The organism is Pseudoalteromonas sp. Z9A6, assembly GCF_011378805.1.
Lineage (GTDB): Bacteria > Pseudomonadota > Gammaproteobacteria > Enterobacterales > Alteromonadaceae > Pseudoalteromonas > Pseudoalteromonas distincta.
The window spans coordinates 78100-94357 of the sequence record NZ_WTKZ01000009.1; the positions used below are offsets into that span (position 1 = coordinate 78100).

Annotated in this window: 13 protein-coding genes; 11 read left to right on the top strand and 2 right to left on the bottom strand. The window is 41.1% G+C overall.

Annotated features, from left to right (window positions below; genetic code table 11):
• The first annotated feature begins 132 nt into the window (after nt 1–132).
• The 5 genes from GQR53_RS05765 to rlmB all read left to right on the top strand — a co-directional run bounded on the left by GQR53_RS05765 (nt 133) and on the right by rlmB (nt 6117).
• Complete coding sequence (locus GQR53_RS05765) at nt 133–1233, top strand: histidine kinase (RefSeq protein WP_165743122.1); 1101 nt, start codon at nt 133–135, stop codon at nt 1231–1233.
• Nucleotides 1233–1847, top strand: coding sequence for a response regulator transcription factor (locus tag GQR53_RS05770; RefSeq protein ID WP_165743123.1), 615 nt, complete (start codon nt 1233–1235; stop codon nt 1845–1847). Before GQR53_RS05765 ends, GQR53_RS05770 begins: the two co-directional genes overlap by 1 nt.
• Before the next feature lie 98 nt (nt 1848–1945).
• The gene (locus GQR53_RS05775; protein ID WP_024599311.1) at nt 1946–2680 is read left to right on the top strand and encodes an enoyl-CoA hydratase/isomerase family protein; all 735 of its coding nucleotides are present in this window, start codon (nt 1946–1948) and stop codon (nt 2678–2680) included.
• A 201-nt stretch (nt 2681–2881) separates the two neighbouring features.
• Complete coding sequence (gene rnr, locus GQR53_RS05780; RefSeq protein ID WP_165743124.1) at nt 2882–5377, top strand: ribonuclease R; 2496 nt, start codon at nt 2882–2884, stop codon at nt 5375–5377.
• Complete coding sequence (gene rlmB / locus GQR53_RS05785; protein WP_165743125.1) at nt 5374–6117, top strand: 23S rRNA (guanosine(2251)-2'-O)-methyltransferase RlmB; 744 nt, start codon at nt 5374–5376, stop codon at nt 6115–6117. The genes rnr and rlmB overlap by 4 nt, the downstream gene beginning before the upstream one ends.
• Before the next feature lie 210 nt (nt 6118–6327).
• Here the strand turns inward: rlmB and GQR53_RS05790 are convergent, their stop codons facing one another.
• A complete protein-coding gene (locus tag GQR53_RS05790; protein WP_165743126.1) occupies nt 6328–8406 on the bottom strand; it encodes a TonB-dependent receptor in 2079 nt (692 codons plus the stop codon).
• A 188-nt stretch (nt 8407–8594) separates the two neighbouring features.
• Entirely contained in the window at nt 8595–9446 is an 852-nt protein-coding gene (locus tag GQR53_RS05795; protein ID WP_165743127.1) for a LysR family transcriptional regulator, read from the bottom strand.
• 126 nt (nt 9447–9572) lie between these two features.
• Between GQR53_RS05795 and GQR53_RS05800 the strand changes: the two genes are divergently transcribed.
• From GQR53_RS05800 to GQR53_RS05825, 6 genes are all read left to right on the top strand, one after another.
• Nucleotides 9573–10172: a hypothetical protein gene (locus GQR53_RS05800; protein WP_002958026.1), complete on the top strand. Its 600-nt coding sequence runs from the start codon at nt 9573–9575 to the stop codon at nt 10170–10172.
• A 98-nt stretch (nt 10173–10270) separates the two neighbouring features.
• Nucleotides 10271–11353 carry a glycine cleavage system aminomethyltransferase GcvT gene (gcvT, locus tag GQR53_RS05805; RefSeq protein WP_165743128.1) on the top strand — a complete coding sequence of 361 codons (1083 nt, stop codon included), beginning with the start codon at nt 10271–10273 and terminating at the stop codon, nt 11351–11353.
• Nucleotides 11354–11426: 73 nt separating this feature from the next.
• A complete protein-coding gene (gene gcvH / locus GQR53_RS05810) occupies nt 11427–11816 on the top strand; it encodes a glycine cleavage system protein GcvH (RefSeq protein ID WP_002958029.1) in 390 nt (129 codons plus the stop codon).
• A gap of 175 nt (nt 11817–11991) precedes the next feature.
• Nucleotides 11992–14883, top strand: coding sequence for an aminomethyl-transferring glycine dehydrogenase (gene gcvP, locus GQR53_RS05815; RefSeq protein WP_165743129.1), 2892 nt, complete (start codon nt 11992–11994; stop codon nt 14881–14883).
• 248 nt (nt 14884–15131) lie between these two features.
• A complete protein-coding gene (locus GQR53_RS05820) occupies nt 15132–15428 on the top strand; it encodes a type II toxin-antitoxin system RelE/ParE family toxin (RefSeq protein WP_165743130.1) in 297 nt (98 codons plus the stop codon).
• A 5-nt stretch (nt 15429–15433) separates the two neighbouring features.
• Complete coding sequence (locus GQR53_RS05825; protein ID WP_007579952.1) at nt 15434–15718, top strand: addiction module antidote protein; 285 nt, start codon at nt 15434–15436, stop codon at nt 15716–15718.
• Nucleotides 15719–16258: the final 540 nt, after the last annotated feature.

Below are 16258 nucleotides of genomic sequence, written 5' to 3' on the forward strand. Positions count from 1 at the left end.
TGAAGTGCTAGAGGCGTTAAGTTTTACGATTACGTACGCAGATTGCTTTATGCTGGTATGCATTTTTATGTTATTTATATTTATTAATAAAAATAGTGCTATAAGTAAAAATAATATGCCTGAGGTATTAGTATGAGCTCGTTAAGCAGCTTTTCTCAACAAAGCGATAAAGGTTTTTGGAAATATGGACATTTAATTTTTACCGGCTTTTATTTACTCCCGCTAATAATTAATTTTGCGAGCTTTACCGTTAACCAAATTGTTATGTCTTTAGCCTTCTATGTTGCTTTTATTCTTTTGTATATAAAAGCAATAAACTGTAAAAGTGCAGGGGTGACTAAGTTATTTTTAGCCATGCTCTTAATTTGTTTTTGCGCTACTTTTTACACCACAGGTACGCCTACTTTATTTGGTTTCGTAGCCTATATAGCAGGCTACTCTTACAGCTCCCGTCAAAGAATTTATGCTGCGATCGCAATTATATTCACGGTTTTATTAAGCACATATATTGGTGATATAGGTAAGGTTCAATACTTTTTAGGCGTTGCTTTGATTCTATGCGCCACATTATTTAGTTACGGTATTGCAGCAAAAAGAGAAAGCTTATACAAAAAGCGCGAACAAGAAAGCGCTAACCAACTAGAGCAATTAGCAGCTATTGCAGAGCGAGAACGAATAGCTCGCGACTTACATGATATTTTAGGCCATTCACTTTCATCTATTGCTCTAAAGGCTGAGCTTGCTAATAAATTAAACCAAGGAGAGCGCTACGCTCAAGCAAATAGCGAAATTGCACAAGTGGCCGATTTGGCAAGGCAGTTACTTAGCGATGTAAGAAGCGCCGTAAGTGATTTAAAACAGCTTAATCTTGTCAGTCAAGTAGCACAGTTAAAGCAAAGGTTAATAGAGCAAGGATTTAACGTTTCATTTAATGTGGTTTTAAATGCTCTGCCCGCTAAAGTAGAGGGTATAGCAGGCCTTGTAATTAAAGAGGCAGTTACTAACTTATTACGCCATAGCAATACAAAAAATTGCGAAATAAATATAGAACAAACAGCGCAGCAGTTACTTATAACCGTAATTGACCATGGTCCGTGCAGTACATTGAATTCGGGCAATGGCCTAAATGGTATTAAAGAGCGAGCAGAGCAACTAAATGGCAGTGCAGTATTTGCCTGTGGCGATAATTTTACTTTAAAAGTAGTGCTGCCAATTACAGCTAAGAATTTATAATGATCAGAGTATATTTAGTGGAAGATCAGGCGCTTGTACGCGACGCAGTAGCAGTATTGTTAGGGCTTGATTTTAATATTGAGATTATTGGTCAAGCAAGTAACGGGCAAGATGCACTTAATGCAATTGAGGCGCTTGATAGTGATTTGCATCCCGATATAATTTTAACCGATATAGAAATGCCAACCATGAATGGTATAGAGCTTAGCGAAAAAATAGCCGCTAAATTTCCTGCTATAAAAATGGTTATTATGACTACATTTTCTCGTGCGGGTTATATTAGGCGAGCGCTTACGACTGGCGTAAAAGGTTTTATTTTAAAAGAAGCACCAAGTGAAGAGTTGATAAATGCGCTTAAAAAAGTAATGCAGGGACAAAAGGTAATTGACCCAGAGCTTGCTATTAATGCATTAGACGACGCAGATCCACTTACCGACAAAGAACGAAAAGCCCTTAAACTTGCAAGCGATGGCCTTAAAACAAGCGACATAGCCAAGCAGCTATTTATTAGCGAAGGGACTACGCGTAACTACCTATCGGACGCCATTGCAAAATTAAACGCCACTAACCGCATAGATGCTGCGCGTATAGCTAAACAAAAAGGGTGGCTTTAATTAGTGGGTTTATAAATTATAAGCAAAGTATTACTATGATATGTAAAAGTAACGAACAGCGCTTAAAATTGGCTTAAAAAGCGCTAAAAGAGGTTTTAATGGCAAATTTAATAGAACTAACAACTAAAAATAATATCGCTATACTCACCATGAATACTGCTGAAAACCGCCACAACCCAGCGTTTTTGGCTGAGTTTAATTTACACCTAGACCACATTGAAGCTGAACAAAATATTAAGTCAGTTATTTTAACGTCTTCAAGTGATAAAAACTGGTCATTGGGTATCGACCTTCAATGGATGTCTAATCCAAGTATTTTACCTGCAGCAATTTCTGACTTTATGATTCAAATAAGTGACTTATTTAAACGTATAGTTACTTTTCCTATGCCTATTATTGCTGCGTTAAACGGGCATACCTATGGTAATGGTTCTGTACTTGCGTGTGCGTGCGACTTTAGATTTATGAAATCAGACAAAGGCTTTTTTTGTTTTCCTGAAGTGGATGTAATGGTGCCATTTGTTCCGTCGATGTTTCCTATAATTAATAAGGCAATTTCGCAAACTTTCTTTAATCGTCTAGCTATGTCAGGAGAGCGGGTTGGTGCAGAGCAGTTGCTAGAGAACAAAGTAGTTGAAGCTGTGTTTGCAAATAACGACGAACTACAAGCGGGTGTACTTGAGTTTGCCCAGCAATTTAATAAAAATCGTTGGATTTACGCTCAAAATAAAATACAAATGAATAAGCAGATTTTACTTACAATGAAAGAAGAAGACCCAAGCTTTATTGATAATATAAGTAAACTGCTGTGGAAAAACCTACAAAAAAAATAGTATAGATTTTAGCATTGCTACGAGATGACTAAACACTTTGCAGTTAAGGGGTCGTTAAGCCCCATTGCGCTAGATTTTTAAACTATACAGCAAGGTAAACAGCAAGGTAAAAGTGCTTTCTTAAAAGTTTAATAGCTTTTACCTGTCTCATTATAACTATATGGGTTAAAATACCTACATAACCAACTAACAAGATAGTGAATGTCAAACCAAGATCCAAATCTCAGTCGAGAACAAGAAAAGTACGAAAACCCAGTCCCTAGTCGTGAGTTTATACTTACTCACCTTCAAGAGCGTTCAAAGCCTGCTAACTACGCGCAATTATGTGAAGAACTAGCAGTAAACGATGACGAACGCCAAATAGCATTTAAACGCCGCCTTCGCGCTATGGAGCGTGACGGACAGCTGTATTTCAATAAATTTAAATGCTACGCCCTAATTGACGAAGCCGGTTTAACCAAAGGCAAAGTAATAGGCCACAGAGACGGTTTCGGCTTTTTAGAAGTTGAAGGCGAGAGTAAAGATTGGTTTATTGCTAAGCACCAAATGAATATGGTGTTACATGGCGACATTGTACTAGCTAAAGGCACTAAACGTGGTTCTGGCTCAAAATGCGATGCACGTATTATAAAAGTGCTTACTAACGAGCGCGCGCCAATTGTTGGCCGTTACTTTGTTGAGCACGGTGTTGCTGTTGTAGTCGCTGAAGACCCGCGCATAACGCAAGATATAATGATTTTACCAGGCAACGAAAACGGTGCCCGCCATAACCAAATGGTGCAGGTTAAAATTACGCAAAATCCAAGCCGTAACATGAACGCGGTAGGTAAAGTTATAGATGTACTTGGTGAGCATTTAGCCCCAGGTATGGAAATTGAAGTTGCACTGCGCAATCACGATATTCCACATGTATGGCCAGAAGAAGTTGAAGCACAAGTTGCTCATCTAGGTGAATTTGTTGAAGAAGCTGACAAACAAGGTCGCGTAGATTTACGTGATTTACCACTTGTAACTATTGATGGCGAAGATGCACGCGACTTTGATGACGCCGTATATTGTGAACCTAAAAAATCAGGTGGCTGGCGCTTATGGGTTGCTATTGCTGATGTATCGCATTACGTAGGAATGAACACGCCGCTTAACAAAGAAGCAATTTTGCGTGGTAACTCAGTGTATTTTCCTGAGCAAGTAATTCCGATGCTACCAAAAGTGCTTTCTAACGGATTATGTTCACTTAATCCAAAAGTAGATCGCTTATGTATGGTTGCCGAAATGACCGTGTCGAGCGCGGGTAAACTTTCGGGTTATAAGTTTTACGAAGCGATAATGAACTCGCATGCACGTTTAACTTACACCAAAGTAAATGCCATTTTACGAAACGACGAAAAACTACGCGAAGAATACTCAGCCGTTGTGCCACATTTAACTGATTTACAGCAAATGTACATGGCACTTAAAGCAGCACGCCAAGACCGTGGTGCCATAGAGTTTGAAACCCTAGAAACACGTTTTGTATTTAACGCTCAGCGTAAAATAGAATCAATAGTGCCTGTTATTCGTAACGACGCGCACAAACTCATTGAAGAATGTATGATTTTAGCCAACGTATCAGCGGCTAAAATTCTTGAAAAGCATGAAGCGAGTGCGCTTTATCGTGTGCATGACGAACCAGATCAAGAAAAACTAGGTAACTTTACTAAGTTTTTAGGCGAGTTAGGTATTGAAAGTACATTAAGCGACGAGCCAACACCAAAAGAAATAACGCAAGTATTAGCGCGACTAGGTGACCGCCCAGAAGCTGAACTTATTCAAACTATGTTACTGCGTTCAATGAAACAAGCTGTATATCAGCCAGATAACATTGGTCACTTTGGTTTAGCGTTATCGGCTTACGCGCATTTTACATCGCCAATACGTCGTTACCCAGATTTAGTAGTGCATCGTGCTATTAAAGCAGTAATAAAAGCACAAGGTCAGCAAACGTCTGGCGAATACGCTTACACCGACGATGAAGTTGATCAACTAGGTGAGCAGTGTTCTACAACAGAGCGTCGTGCTGACGATGCAACTCGCGAAGTAGCTGATTGGCTTAAATGTGAGTTTATGCAAGACCATGTAGGTGAAGAGTTTGATGGTGTTATTTCATCGGTTACTAATTTTGGTTTGTTTATTCGTTTAGACGATTTACAAATTGATGGGCTTATACACGTTACTAATTTAGGCGACGAGTTTTTTGCGCATGATGCTGCAAAACACACCCTAATAGGTGAGCACTCTCACAAAGTTTATCGCCTTGGCGATAAAGTAACAGTTAAAGTTGCGTCGGTTAGTTTAGACGATCGCCGTATAAACTTAACGCTTAAAGGCGATGTTGCACAAGACAGATACTCACGTCGTCGTGCACCAAAAAAAGGTTCAGGTAAGTCTGAGCATGCGCCAGCAAGTGTGCGTTCGCAATTAAAAGCAGGCAAAGTACCAGGTAAAAAGTCGCACAGCGATGACAAACCAAAAGGTAAAAAAAAGCCAGCAAATAAAGATAAAGGCAAGCCTGCAAATAAGTCTGCAACAAAATCTGCAGATAAAAAAGCAGCAGACACTGCCGTAAAGAAAAAACCAAAGAAGAAGGCCGTTAAAAAGCCTAAAAGAGCAGGCAAAAATGCCCGCAAACGTACTAGCCCAGGAGCAGACAATACGTGAGTAATGAATTAATTTTTGGCTTTCATTCTGTTGAAGCAATTTTAGAAAGCGAACCAGAGCGCTTTGTAGAAATTTACGCCCTTAAAGGCCGTGACGACAAACGCTCAACTCCGATTATTGATGAAGCACGTAAATTTGGTATTTCAGTACAGTTTATGCAGCGTAAAGCCCTTGATAGCAAATCAAAGGGTGAGCAGCATCAAGGTATTATTGCTAACGTAAAAGCAGCGCCAACATTTAATGAAAAAGATCTTGATGCGATAATCGCTCGTGAAGACACACCGTTTTTACTTGTGCTTGATGGTATTACCGATCCGCATAATTTAGGTGCATGCTTACGTAGTGCAGACGCGGCAGGTGTTCACGCTGTGATTGTACCTAAAGATAAATCGGCTAAGCTTAACGGTACTACACGTAAAGTGGCCTGTGGCGCAGCCGAAACAGTACCGCTTATTCAAGTGACTAACCTTGCACGTACGCTTCGCGAAATTAAAGATGCAGGCGTATGGGTTGTAGGTACCGCTGGCGAAACTGATAACCACGTATTTGATGCAAGCTTAACGGGGCCAATGGCTATTGTTATGGGCGCAGAGGGCGAGGGCATGCGACGCTTAACGCGTGAGCATTGCGATATGCTTGTTAAAATCCCAATGGCGGGTACTGTTTCAAGCTTAAACGTATCGGTAGCCACGGGTATTTGTTTGTTTGAAGTATTACGCCAACGTAACGCAAATAACTAATATATAAAACGATAAGTTTTATGTATTAAAAAGCCGAGATTGAAATTCAATCTCGGCTTTTTTGTGTCTGTAATTTACGCTTTTAATTTTATATCAATTGATGCTCTATTATAGCGATAGGAAAATAACTCTATAGCAAGACAAAAATAACGAAATATAGTTGTTCTTATATGAGTTATTTTTAACGCAGCTAGAGAGCTATTTAACTCGTTAGAATGAGTAAGTGTAGCCCATCTGTACAGTACGTGGCTTACCTGGTTGAATGCCACCGTTTGAACGGTTAGCAACGTATGTTTTATCAAACAAGTTATCAACGCTTAGGTATACTTTTTGATTTTCATCGATTAAGTATTTAGCAGCTAAATCCCATACTACGCGGCTATCAATTGCGTTTAAGCCCGCCTCAGTTAAGTTAGCATGCGCATCAGATACGTAACGTATTTGGCTGTTAACTACAAACGCAGAAAACTCAGCACCTAACGATAACGCTACTTGGTTTTCTGGTACGTAAGGCATTGCATCGCCTTTTTCTACCGCGCCCCAAATTTCTGAATCAAAATCGTTTTTAAACTCAGAGTCTGTGTAGGTGTACGTTAATTTAACTGGGAACATCGCTGTATCAGTTGCAAAAGTACGTGCTGCACTAAATTCAAAGCCTGCTACTTCTACTTCACCGTAGTTGTATTGGTCGCCAATGTTGTCGTCGCTACAACCAACCGCTGCAGTACAGTTACCGTGCATGTTGTCGTAGTCTGAGTAAAAGGCAATTACTTCACCGCTAAAGCCATCCATATTAAAGCGAGAGCCAAACTCAATGTTTACACTTTCTTCTTCTTGGTCAGCATTACCAGGTGCTGCTGGTGCATACCCTTTTTGAATGCCCGCAAGTAGCGTTACGTTTTCGTTAAGCGTGTAAGTAGCACCTAACGACGGCACTAAAATTTCAGTGTCGTTCGACACATCTTTAGTTAAACCGTTGCTGCGTGTTGGATCTGATTTAGACCACTCTTCACGCGTAATAGTAATGTCTTCATAACGAAGACCAGCACTTACTACTAATGCGTCAATTGTCCACTCGTCTTGAATAAACAAGGTGCTTGCTTCTGCGCTATCTACGCGGTTGCTATCAGAGCCCGGAACGCCTTGCTCTGTAAGCGTTAAGCTTAGGTCTTGATTAAGTGTGTATTTGTCTTCCCATTGAAAACGATCCATTTCGTCTTCGTGGTAACGTACGCCAACAGTCACATAGTGATCGCCTGCCGGAATATGTAATTCAGACTGAATACCTTTAGCTTGGTAATCGCGGTTATTAGCTTTAACGCCAATACCTTCAATGCCTTCGCTTGTTGGGTTTGCTTCAAAATCGCTGTACTGCTCAAGAGTACTTAAACCTACGCTGCTGGCTTTATACCAGTTACGGTGAAAATCGTTTAAGTAAGCCGTAGCTAAAAACTCATAGCCATCACCAAAACGGTACGCGTAGTTAAGTTGGTATGCGTTGTGGCGCGTATTCATTTCATCGTTTTGCGATGCAGCATAACGACGGTAAGGACTTTCTTGATAGTCTTCGTCAGTTAAGCCCATGTATGTTTCGTCTGATGTTTCGTCAGAGTACTTAATTTTTAGCTCAAGATTATGCGCATCGTTTTGACCAAACGTATGGCCAAACTTTAATAGTAAATCTGTTTTTTCAAAGCCGGTGTTGTCATTGCCTACTGGCAGCTCTTTAAAGCCGTCTGCGCCGTAAGTAAATACTTCAATTAAACCTGCTGTGTTATTTTTTTCTTTACCAAAGTAAGCGTGGCCTTTGTAGTAACCGTCGCTACCAAGGGCTGCATCTACCATACCTTTTGAGCTATTTGGCTCAGTTGGTAAGCTGCGCGAAAGTAAGTTTAAAACACCACCCGTAGTACGCGGGCCGTACTTAACTGAGGCTGCGCCTTTTAATACTTCAATAGATTCCATACGACCCATAGTAGGGAAGTAGTATGCAGAAGGTGCTGAATATGGTGCTGGTGCAACTAATACACCGTCTTCCATTACTGATATTTTATCGTTACGGCCAGTACCTGTACCGCGCATACCAATATTAGGACGAAGGCCATAACCGTCTTCTTCAGAAATAAACGTAGCTGAACCAGGAATATCGTTAATTGCTTGCTGAGAGCCAATAACAGTGATTTGTTCAAAGCGTTTTTCTTTATTGCTGGTGTCTTTTGCTATTGCAGTAGCACTAAAAGACAAAGCAATCGCAGTTGCCAAAGTAGATACTAAAAACTTAGGGTTCATTGTGTTCCTAATCATGTCAATTATCTTAATTGGCGTAATTTAAACACGTTAACGAATACGAATTAATGTTATTAAGTACTTAATTATTCAGTTTAATAGAACTAAAAGCACCTACTTATGCAACTTTGTTAACTAAATTGTTTCTTTTGTATTAGTTTGTAATTGCTTTACTCGTTATAAAGTTTTGATTAGCTATAACCTAAACGTAGCGCTATAAACTCCGCGAGCTTATCTACTGCATGATCCGATTCACCCGAACTTTTAATTAAACTAATACCAATATTACCAAGAGTGGGTAAATGTTTGGTTTGAACCTGATAGTTAAGCTCACTCGGTACTGTACTTTTGGCAAGTACCGTAATACCTAAGCCTTCTTTTAATGCAGCAATAAGGCCGGTTAAATCGGCGTTGCTATAAACTATTCGGTATTTAATGCCTGCACTTTTTAATGCATCAGTAGCACGGCGACGATAAATACACCCCTCTGGTGCGGTAACTAGGGTAACCACCTCGTTATGCGCAAGTGAAAGGTCGCCCACCCACACTAGTTCGTCTTGCATAAAAATAGGAAACTTATCAGAGTTGAGTCGCTCATTTAGCGCAAGTACTAAATCAAACTGATCTTGGCGAGAAGCCGAAAGCAAATGCTTACTTAAACGCGACTTAACCTCTAACGACACCTCAGGGTAGAGCGCCACAAAGTCGCCAATAATTGAGGGTAAAATACGCGCTGCAAATTCGCTCGGAATACCCAAGCGCACTTTACCTGCAATGTTTTCTGAGGTGAACTGCTGCAAAATAGCATCGTTGTGTTGCATCATTTGTTTTGCCAAAGGCAATAATAACTCGCCGTACTGGTTTAATACTTGGCGCTGCCCTTGTTTTTTAAATAGTTTATAGCCAAGCACGTCTTCTAAGCGCTTTATTTGCAAACTTACAGCAGGTTGCGACAGGCCAAGTAAATCGCCTGCTTTAGCAAAACCACCTATTTCAACTACCATTACAAAAGTACGTAAACCGTCTGTTGATATGTTTTTCATATTTAAAATTACAATTTATATGGCTATATATATAAGTATTATTTATCAATTGATAAATAATTACAATTTGTTGTTGATAGGCGTGGGCAATATACTTTTGTAATCAAAAATACACAGGTGTTTGTTATGACTTTTAACCCAATAATGTTTGCCCGCCACAGCAACGCAAGTAGTGCGGTTACTAACGCTTTGCAAACTAACAACAATCACGTTGTAATGGATTTTAGCGGCACCGAAACCAGTGTATTTTTAAGCACTATTTTAGGCCTTGATTTAACTAAGCTTACCGCCAGTGGTTTAGGCTTAAAAGGCACGCTTGATGGCGACTATAATTCTGACTACAGTTTTGCTGTTTATTACTTTAGCGAAACCGCCTTTAGATTCGTACTGCCACACAACGCAAGCCTTCAACTACAAGCACTTATAAACGAGCAACAACTACGTTTTGATATTGATTATGTAGTACGCACCGACCTAGCAAGCTTTATTTTAAGTGGCGACAACGCGTTTGATACTCTAGTAAATGCTTTTAAATTAACACCCGGTTTGCGCCTTTCTGACGCGCAACTTTGCTACGGTGCACAAAGCGGTGATGTATTTATTACCGCCATTGATAAAAACGACGAACAACACTTTGTATTAGTCGCTAAACAACAAGAATTACAAAAATGGCAAAGCTACATGCAAGCGCAAGGTTTTGCACTTATGCATAGTGAAGCCGCATAACGAATACAAACAACAGGCGAGCATAACAATGTTTACCTGTTTTTATATCTATTTAAGCCACGCCCTAAACAGGGTTAATTTAAACGTGAAGGAATGTTATGACTTCTAAAACTGTACTACATGCTAAGCACCTAGAAGCGGGCGCAAAAATGGTTGATTTTCATGGCTGGGAAATGCCAATCAACTACGGCTCACAAATAGAAGAACACAATAGCGTGCGTACCGACGCTGGTATGTTTGATGTATCACACATGACAATTGTTGATATTAAAGGGCCTCAAGCACAAGCATTTTTACGTAAGCTAGTAGCTAACGACGTTGCAAAATTAACCGTACCAGGTAAAGCGCTTTACACAGGCATGCTTAACGAGCAAGGCGGTGTAATAGACGACTTAATTATTTATTTCTTTAGCGAAACCTTTTACCGCCTAGTTGTTAACTCAGCAACGCGCGAAAAAGACCTAGCGCATTTAGCTAACGTATCGAGCGACTTTGACGTCACTGTTACAGAGCGCCCAGAGTTTGCAATGATTGCAGTGCAAGGGCCTAACGCTAAAGCAAAAACAGCTACTCTTTTAAATGCTGAGCAACAAGCCGCTGTTGAAGGTATGAAGCCGTTTTTTGGTGTTCAAGTAGGTGATTTATTTATTGCCACAACGGGTTATACTGGCGAAGACGGTTACGAAATAGTAGTACCGAACGACCAAGCAGCCGATTTATGGCAACAACTGCTAGACGCAGGTGTTAAGCCTGCTGGTTTAGGCGCACGCGACACGCTACGTTTAGAAGCAGGTATGAACCTTTACGGCCTAGATATGGACGAAAGCGTATCACCACTTGCAGCTAACATGGCATGGACCATTGCATGGGAACCAGAAGATCGTGACTTTATTGGTCGTGACGTACTTGTTAAGCAACGCGCAGAAAAAAGCACTGACAAACTAGTTGGCTTAGTGTTTGAAGAAAAAGGCGTTTTGCGTAGCGGTTCTAAAGTAATTGTTGATGGTGGTGAAGGGGTTATTACCTCAGGTACTTTCTCACCAACACTTGGTTTTAGTGTAGCCCTTGCACGTGTACCACGTTCAACAGGCGATACAGCTCAAGTAGAAATGCGTAAAAAATTAGTAAACGTTAAAGTAGTAAAGCCTAGCTTTGTACGTAACGGTAAATCAATAATTTAAATAATTTGGTTATATCAATCAGTGTAATTACAGTGATTGATATCCTCCCAATATAAACCAAAGGACAAATAAAATGAGCAACATTCCTAGCGAGTTAAAATACGCACCTTCACACGAGTGGGTTCGTAACGAAGGCGACGGTACATTTACTGTTGGTATTTCTGAGCATGCACAAGAACTTCTTGGCGACATGGTATTTGTTGAATTACCAGAAGTTGGCGACGAAGTAGACGCTGGCGAAGACTGTGCAGTAGCAGAGTCAGTTAAAGCAGCATCAGACATTTACGCACCTATCAGTGGCGAAATTGTTGCTATTAACGAAGAACTTGAAGACTCTCCTGAAACGGTAAACAACGACGCTTACGGCGACGGTTGGTTATTCCGTATTAAAGCATCTGACGAGTCTGAGCTAGACAACTTATTAGACGCTGAAGGTTACTCGCACACTATCGACGAAGAATAATTATTCTTTGTAGATAACTAAAAGCCCCGCGTGTTTTATTTAGATATCGGGGCTTTTATGATTTTACAGTTAACTTTTCCATACAAAGTAAGCTGTTAAATCATAAGAATTTTAAGTTATTGCTATTTACCCATCAGCAGTAGCCACATTTTTTGGATCATAGGAATCTGGACACATGTCAAACGCCAAATCTCTTGAAGAACTAGAGCAAAAGCAAGATTTTATTCGCCGCCATATTGGGCCAAGCCCAGCACAAGTAAGCGATATGCTAAGTGCTTTAGAAGTATCGAGTGTGCAAGAGCTCATTGACCAAACTGTACCGGCTAGCATTCGTCTAGAGCAGCCGCTAACAGTTGGACAAAGCCGTACTGAAGTTGAAACACTAAGCTACTTAAAATCAGTAGCCAGCAAAAATAAAGTTTTCAAATCGTACATTGGCCAAGGCTACCACCCAACTAACGTACCGCACGTAATTTTACGTAACGTACTAGAAAACCCAGGTTGGTATACAGCGTACACACCGTATCAGCCAGAGATTGCTCAAGGGCGTTTAGAATCATTATTAAACTTCCAAACTATGACCCTAGATTTAACTGGTCTTGATTTAGCAAGTGCGTCACTACTTGACGAATCAACAGCCGCTGCAGAGGCTATGGGCCTTGCAAAACGCGTATCAAAAGCTAAAAAAGCCAATGCCTTTTTTATTGCCGACGACGTACACACACAAACAATCGACGTAGTAACAACGCGTGCCGAGCAGTTTGGTTTTGAAATAATTGTAGGTAAAGCAGAAGATGCCGTAAACCACGACATTTTTGGTGCATTGTTCCAATACCCAACTACATCAGGCGAAGTGGTAGATATAACTGACCTAATTGCTGGCGTACAAAGCAAAAAGGCCATTGCCTGTGTTGCTGCCGACATAATGAGTTTATTACTATTAAAAGCACCGGGTAAACTAGGCGCAGACGTAGTACTTGGTTCGGCTCAACGTTTTGGCGTACCTATGGGTTACGGCGGTCCACACGCTGCATTTTTTGCAACACGTGACGCATACAAACGTTCATTACCAGGTCGTATTATTGGTGTATCTAAAGACCGTTTAGGTAACGACGCACTACGTATGGCAATGCAAACGCGCGAACAGCACATTCGCCGCGACAAAGCCAACTCAAACATTTGTACAGCACAAGTATTACTTGCCAACATGGCAGCGTTTTACGCGGTGTACCACGGCCCACAAGGCTTAAAAACTATCGCGCAGCGTATACATCGCTTTGCTGATATTTTAGCAAGTGGTCTTAAAGCTAAAGGCATCGCACTTAAGCACAGCACTTGGTTTGATACACTAACAGTAGTAAGCGACAGCAAAGACGACGTAATAGCGCGTGCAATTGCAAAAGGCGTAAACTTTGCAACAAATCACGAAGGCGAGTATTCAATTTCGGTATCAGAGACAACAACACGCGCCGATATTACTGAGTTATTCGATATTATTTTAGGCGAAGGCCATGGCCTAAGTGTTGACGCTATTGCAGCCGACGTTGAAGCAAATGGCAGCGAGTCAATCCCTGCAAGTTTAGTACGTGACGATGAAGTACTAACGCATCCAAACTTTAACAGCTACCACAGCGAAACAGACATGCTTCGCTACATTAAGCGACTAGAAAGCAAAGATTTATCGCTTAATCACTCAATGATCTCGTTAGGCTCATGTACCATGAAACTAAACGCGACTGCTGAGATGATCCCAATTACGTGGCCTGAGTTTGCAAACCTTCACCCATTCTGCCCGCTTGATCAAGCAGAGGGTTACCAAATAATGATTGGCGAGTTACACGACTGGCTAGTAAACATTACCGGTTACGATGCAGTATCACTTCAGCCAAACTCTGGTGCACAAGGTGAATACGCAGGCTTAATCGCGATTCGTAAATACCACGAGTCACGCGGCGATGCACACCGTAATGTATGTTTGATCCCAAGCTCTGCGCACGGTACTAACCCTGCATCAGCGCAAATGGCGAGCATGAAAATTGTGGTAGTTAACTGCGACAAAAACGGTAACGTAGACATGAGCGACCTTAAAGCGAAAGCTGAGGAAGTGTCTGAAAACTTATCGTGCATCATGATCACATACCCGTCTACGCACGGTGTATACGAGGAAACAATTCGCGAAATTTGTGACATTATTCATGAGCACGGCGGCCAAGTTTACATGGACGGCGCAAACATGAACGCGCAAGTTGGCGTAACAAGCCCAGGCTTTATTGGCTCAGACGTATCGCACTTAAACTTGCATAAAACGTTTTGTATTCCACACGGTGGCGGTGGTCCAGGTGTTGGCCCAATTGGTGTTAAATCGCACCTTGCGCCGTTTATGCCAAACCATAGCGTAATTAACGTACCAGGTACTAACATCGGTAACGGTGCGGTATCGGCAGCGCCTTACGGCTCAGCCGCTATTTTACCTATTTCATGGGCTTACATCACCATGATGGGTTCAGAGGGCTTAAAGCAAGCTACTGAAATGGCCATTGTTAATGCTAACTACTTAACACACGAGCTAAGCAAGTACTTCCCAATTTTGTACCGTGGTCGTAACAACCGTGTTGCTCACGAATGTATTGTTGACTTACGCCCGCTTAAAGAGCAATCAGGCATTACTGAAATGGACGTAGCTAAGCGCTTGCAAGATTACGGCTTCCATTCACCAACTATGTCGTTCCCAGTAGCTGGCACATTAATGATTGAGCCAACTGAGTCAGAATCAAAAGGTGAGATTGACCGCTTTATCGAAGCAATGGTGTCAATTAAAGGCGAAATTGAAAAAGTAATTTCTGGCGAATGGTCAATCGAAAACAACCCGCTAGTGTTTGCACCACATACACAAGGCGACGTGTTAGGTAACGAATGGGACCGCGCGTACGACCGTTTTTACGCTGCATTTCCAGTGCCTGCAGTGGCTAAAAACAAGTTTTGGCCAACCGTTACACGTATTGATGACGTATACGGCGACCGTAACTTAGTATGTTCATGCCCTGCGGTTGAGACATATAGAGATTGATAATTTTTAAAATTTCCAATTAAAGATTGGGAATTTATCAAAATTATAAAAGCCGTTGCAGCGATGCAGCGGTTTTTTTGTGTGTGGTGATTCCTAACAAATCACAACTATACTTACTCGCTCAAAAGCCAAGAGTATGTGTTATTTGTTATAGGCGTTTAGCTTGCTGACGCGTTGATTGTTAAATCAAAATTCGGTAACCCTTAAATAAAATTGCACGTGTGTAGCCCTTGGGCTACAATTGTTTTATGAAATATCGTATTAAGAAAACCGACGAGTTCGATAAATGGCTTAAAAAGCTCAAAGATCGTCAAGCTTTTATGGCGATAGCTAAACGTATTACACGTGCCATAAATGGAAACTTTGGCGATAGTGAATCTGTTGGTGGTGGCATATCTGAAATGCGAATTTTCGTAGGGAAAGGCTATCGTGTTTATTACATAATTAGAGGCGGTGAAGTTATTTTACTACTCAATGGTGGACACAAAGGCACACAAGGTAAAGACATTACCAAAGCAAAAGCCCTTTTAAGTGAATTGGAGTAATTACTATGGCGCTACAAACATCAGATTTTAACCCGTTTGACTATATGGAAACACAGCAAGAAATTAATACATTTTTAGAAGAGTGTTTAGCTGATGATGATCCAAATACCTTTATTGAAGCACTTGGCTTATTAGTTAAAAAGCATGGCGTGAGTGATATTGCTAAAGCAACGGGGCTAAACCGTGAAAGCTTATATAAAGCAGTTAACGGTAAAACTAAACCACGTTGGGAAACTATTTTTAAAGTGATGAAAGCACTTAACTTTCGCCTTACAACACAAGTTGCATAGGCTAGGTAGAGTGAAACGAAGCCCAACAATTCACAAATATACTTACTCGCTTAAAAGCCAAGAGTATGTGTTATTAGTTGTAGGCGTTTAGCTTGCTGACGCGCGGGCGATAGCCCGAATAAGTATTTAAATAGGTGCTTGAGGTTACTATTACAGATAACGCGAATACGTTTGGCACTTTTTAAAGATTAGAAACCTTATTCAAGGTTTTGTCGCGCTGGCGACGGCAGCCAAAGAGGGGCTGCCGCTGGTCCCTCTCTGGACGCTCTCAGCGCACCCGAGCATCACGCTTAATCCTTCAATGCACAATTGATGTGAACGTAAACGGCGAAGATAGGCCATCCATGGCCTAATTTCGCCTTATCGCGCATCCATGCGCGACATCACTCATCAATTGTTTATTTTCAGGGCGTGATGACGGGGAAGGGGGTTAAACGTGAGGTTGGTGTTTGGTCATAGCAAAATGCAATATTTATCAACAAATATCTTGATGTATGAAGTCAAAATTTCCCCCTCTGGCTTGCTGAGCTCATAAATTAA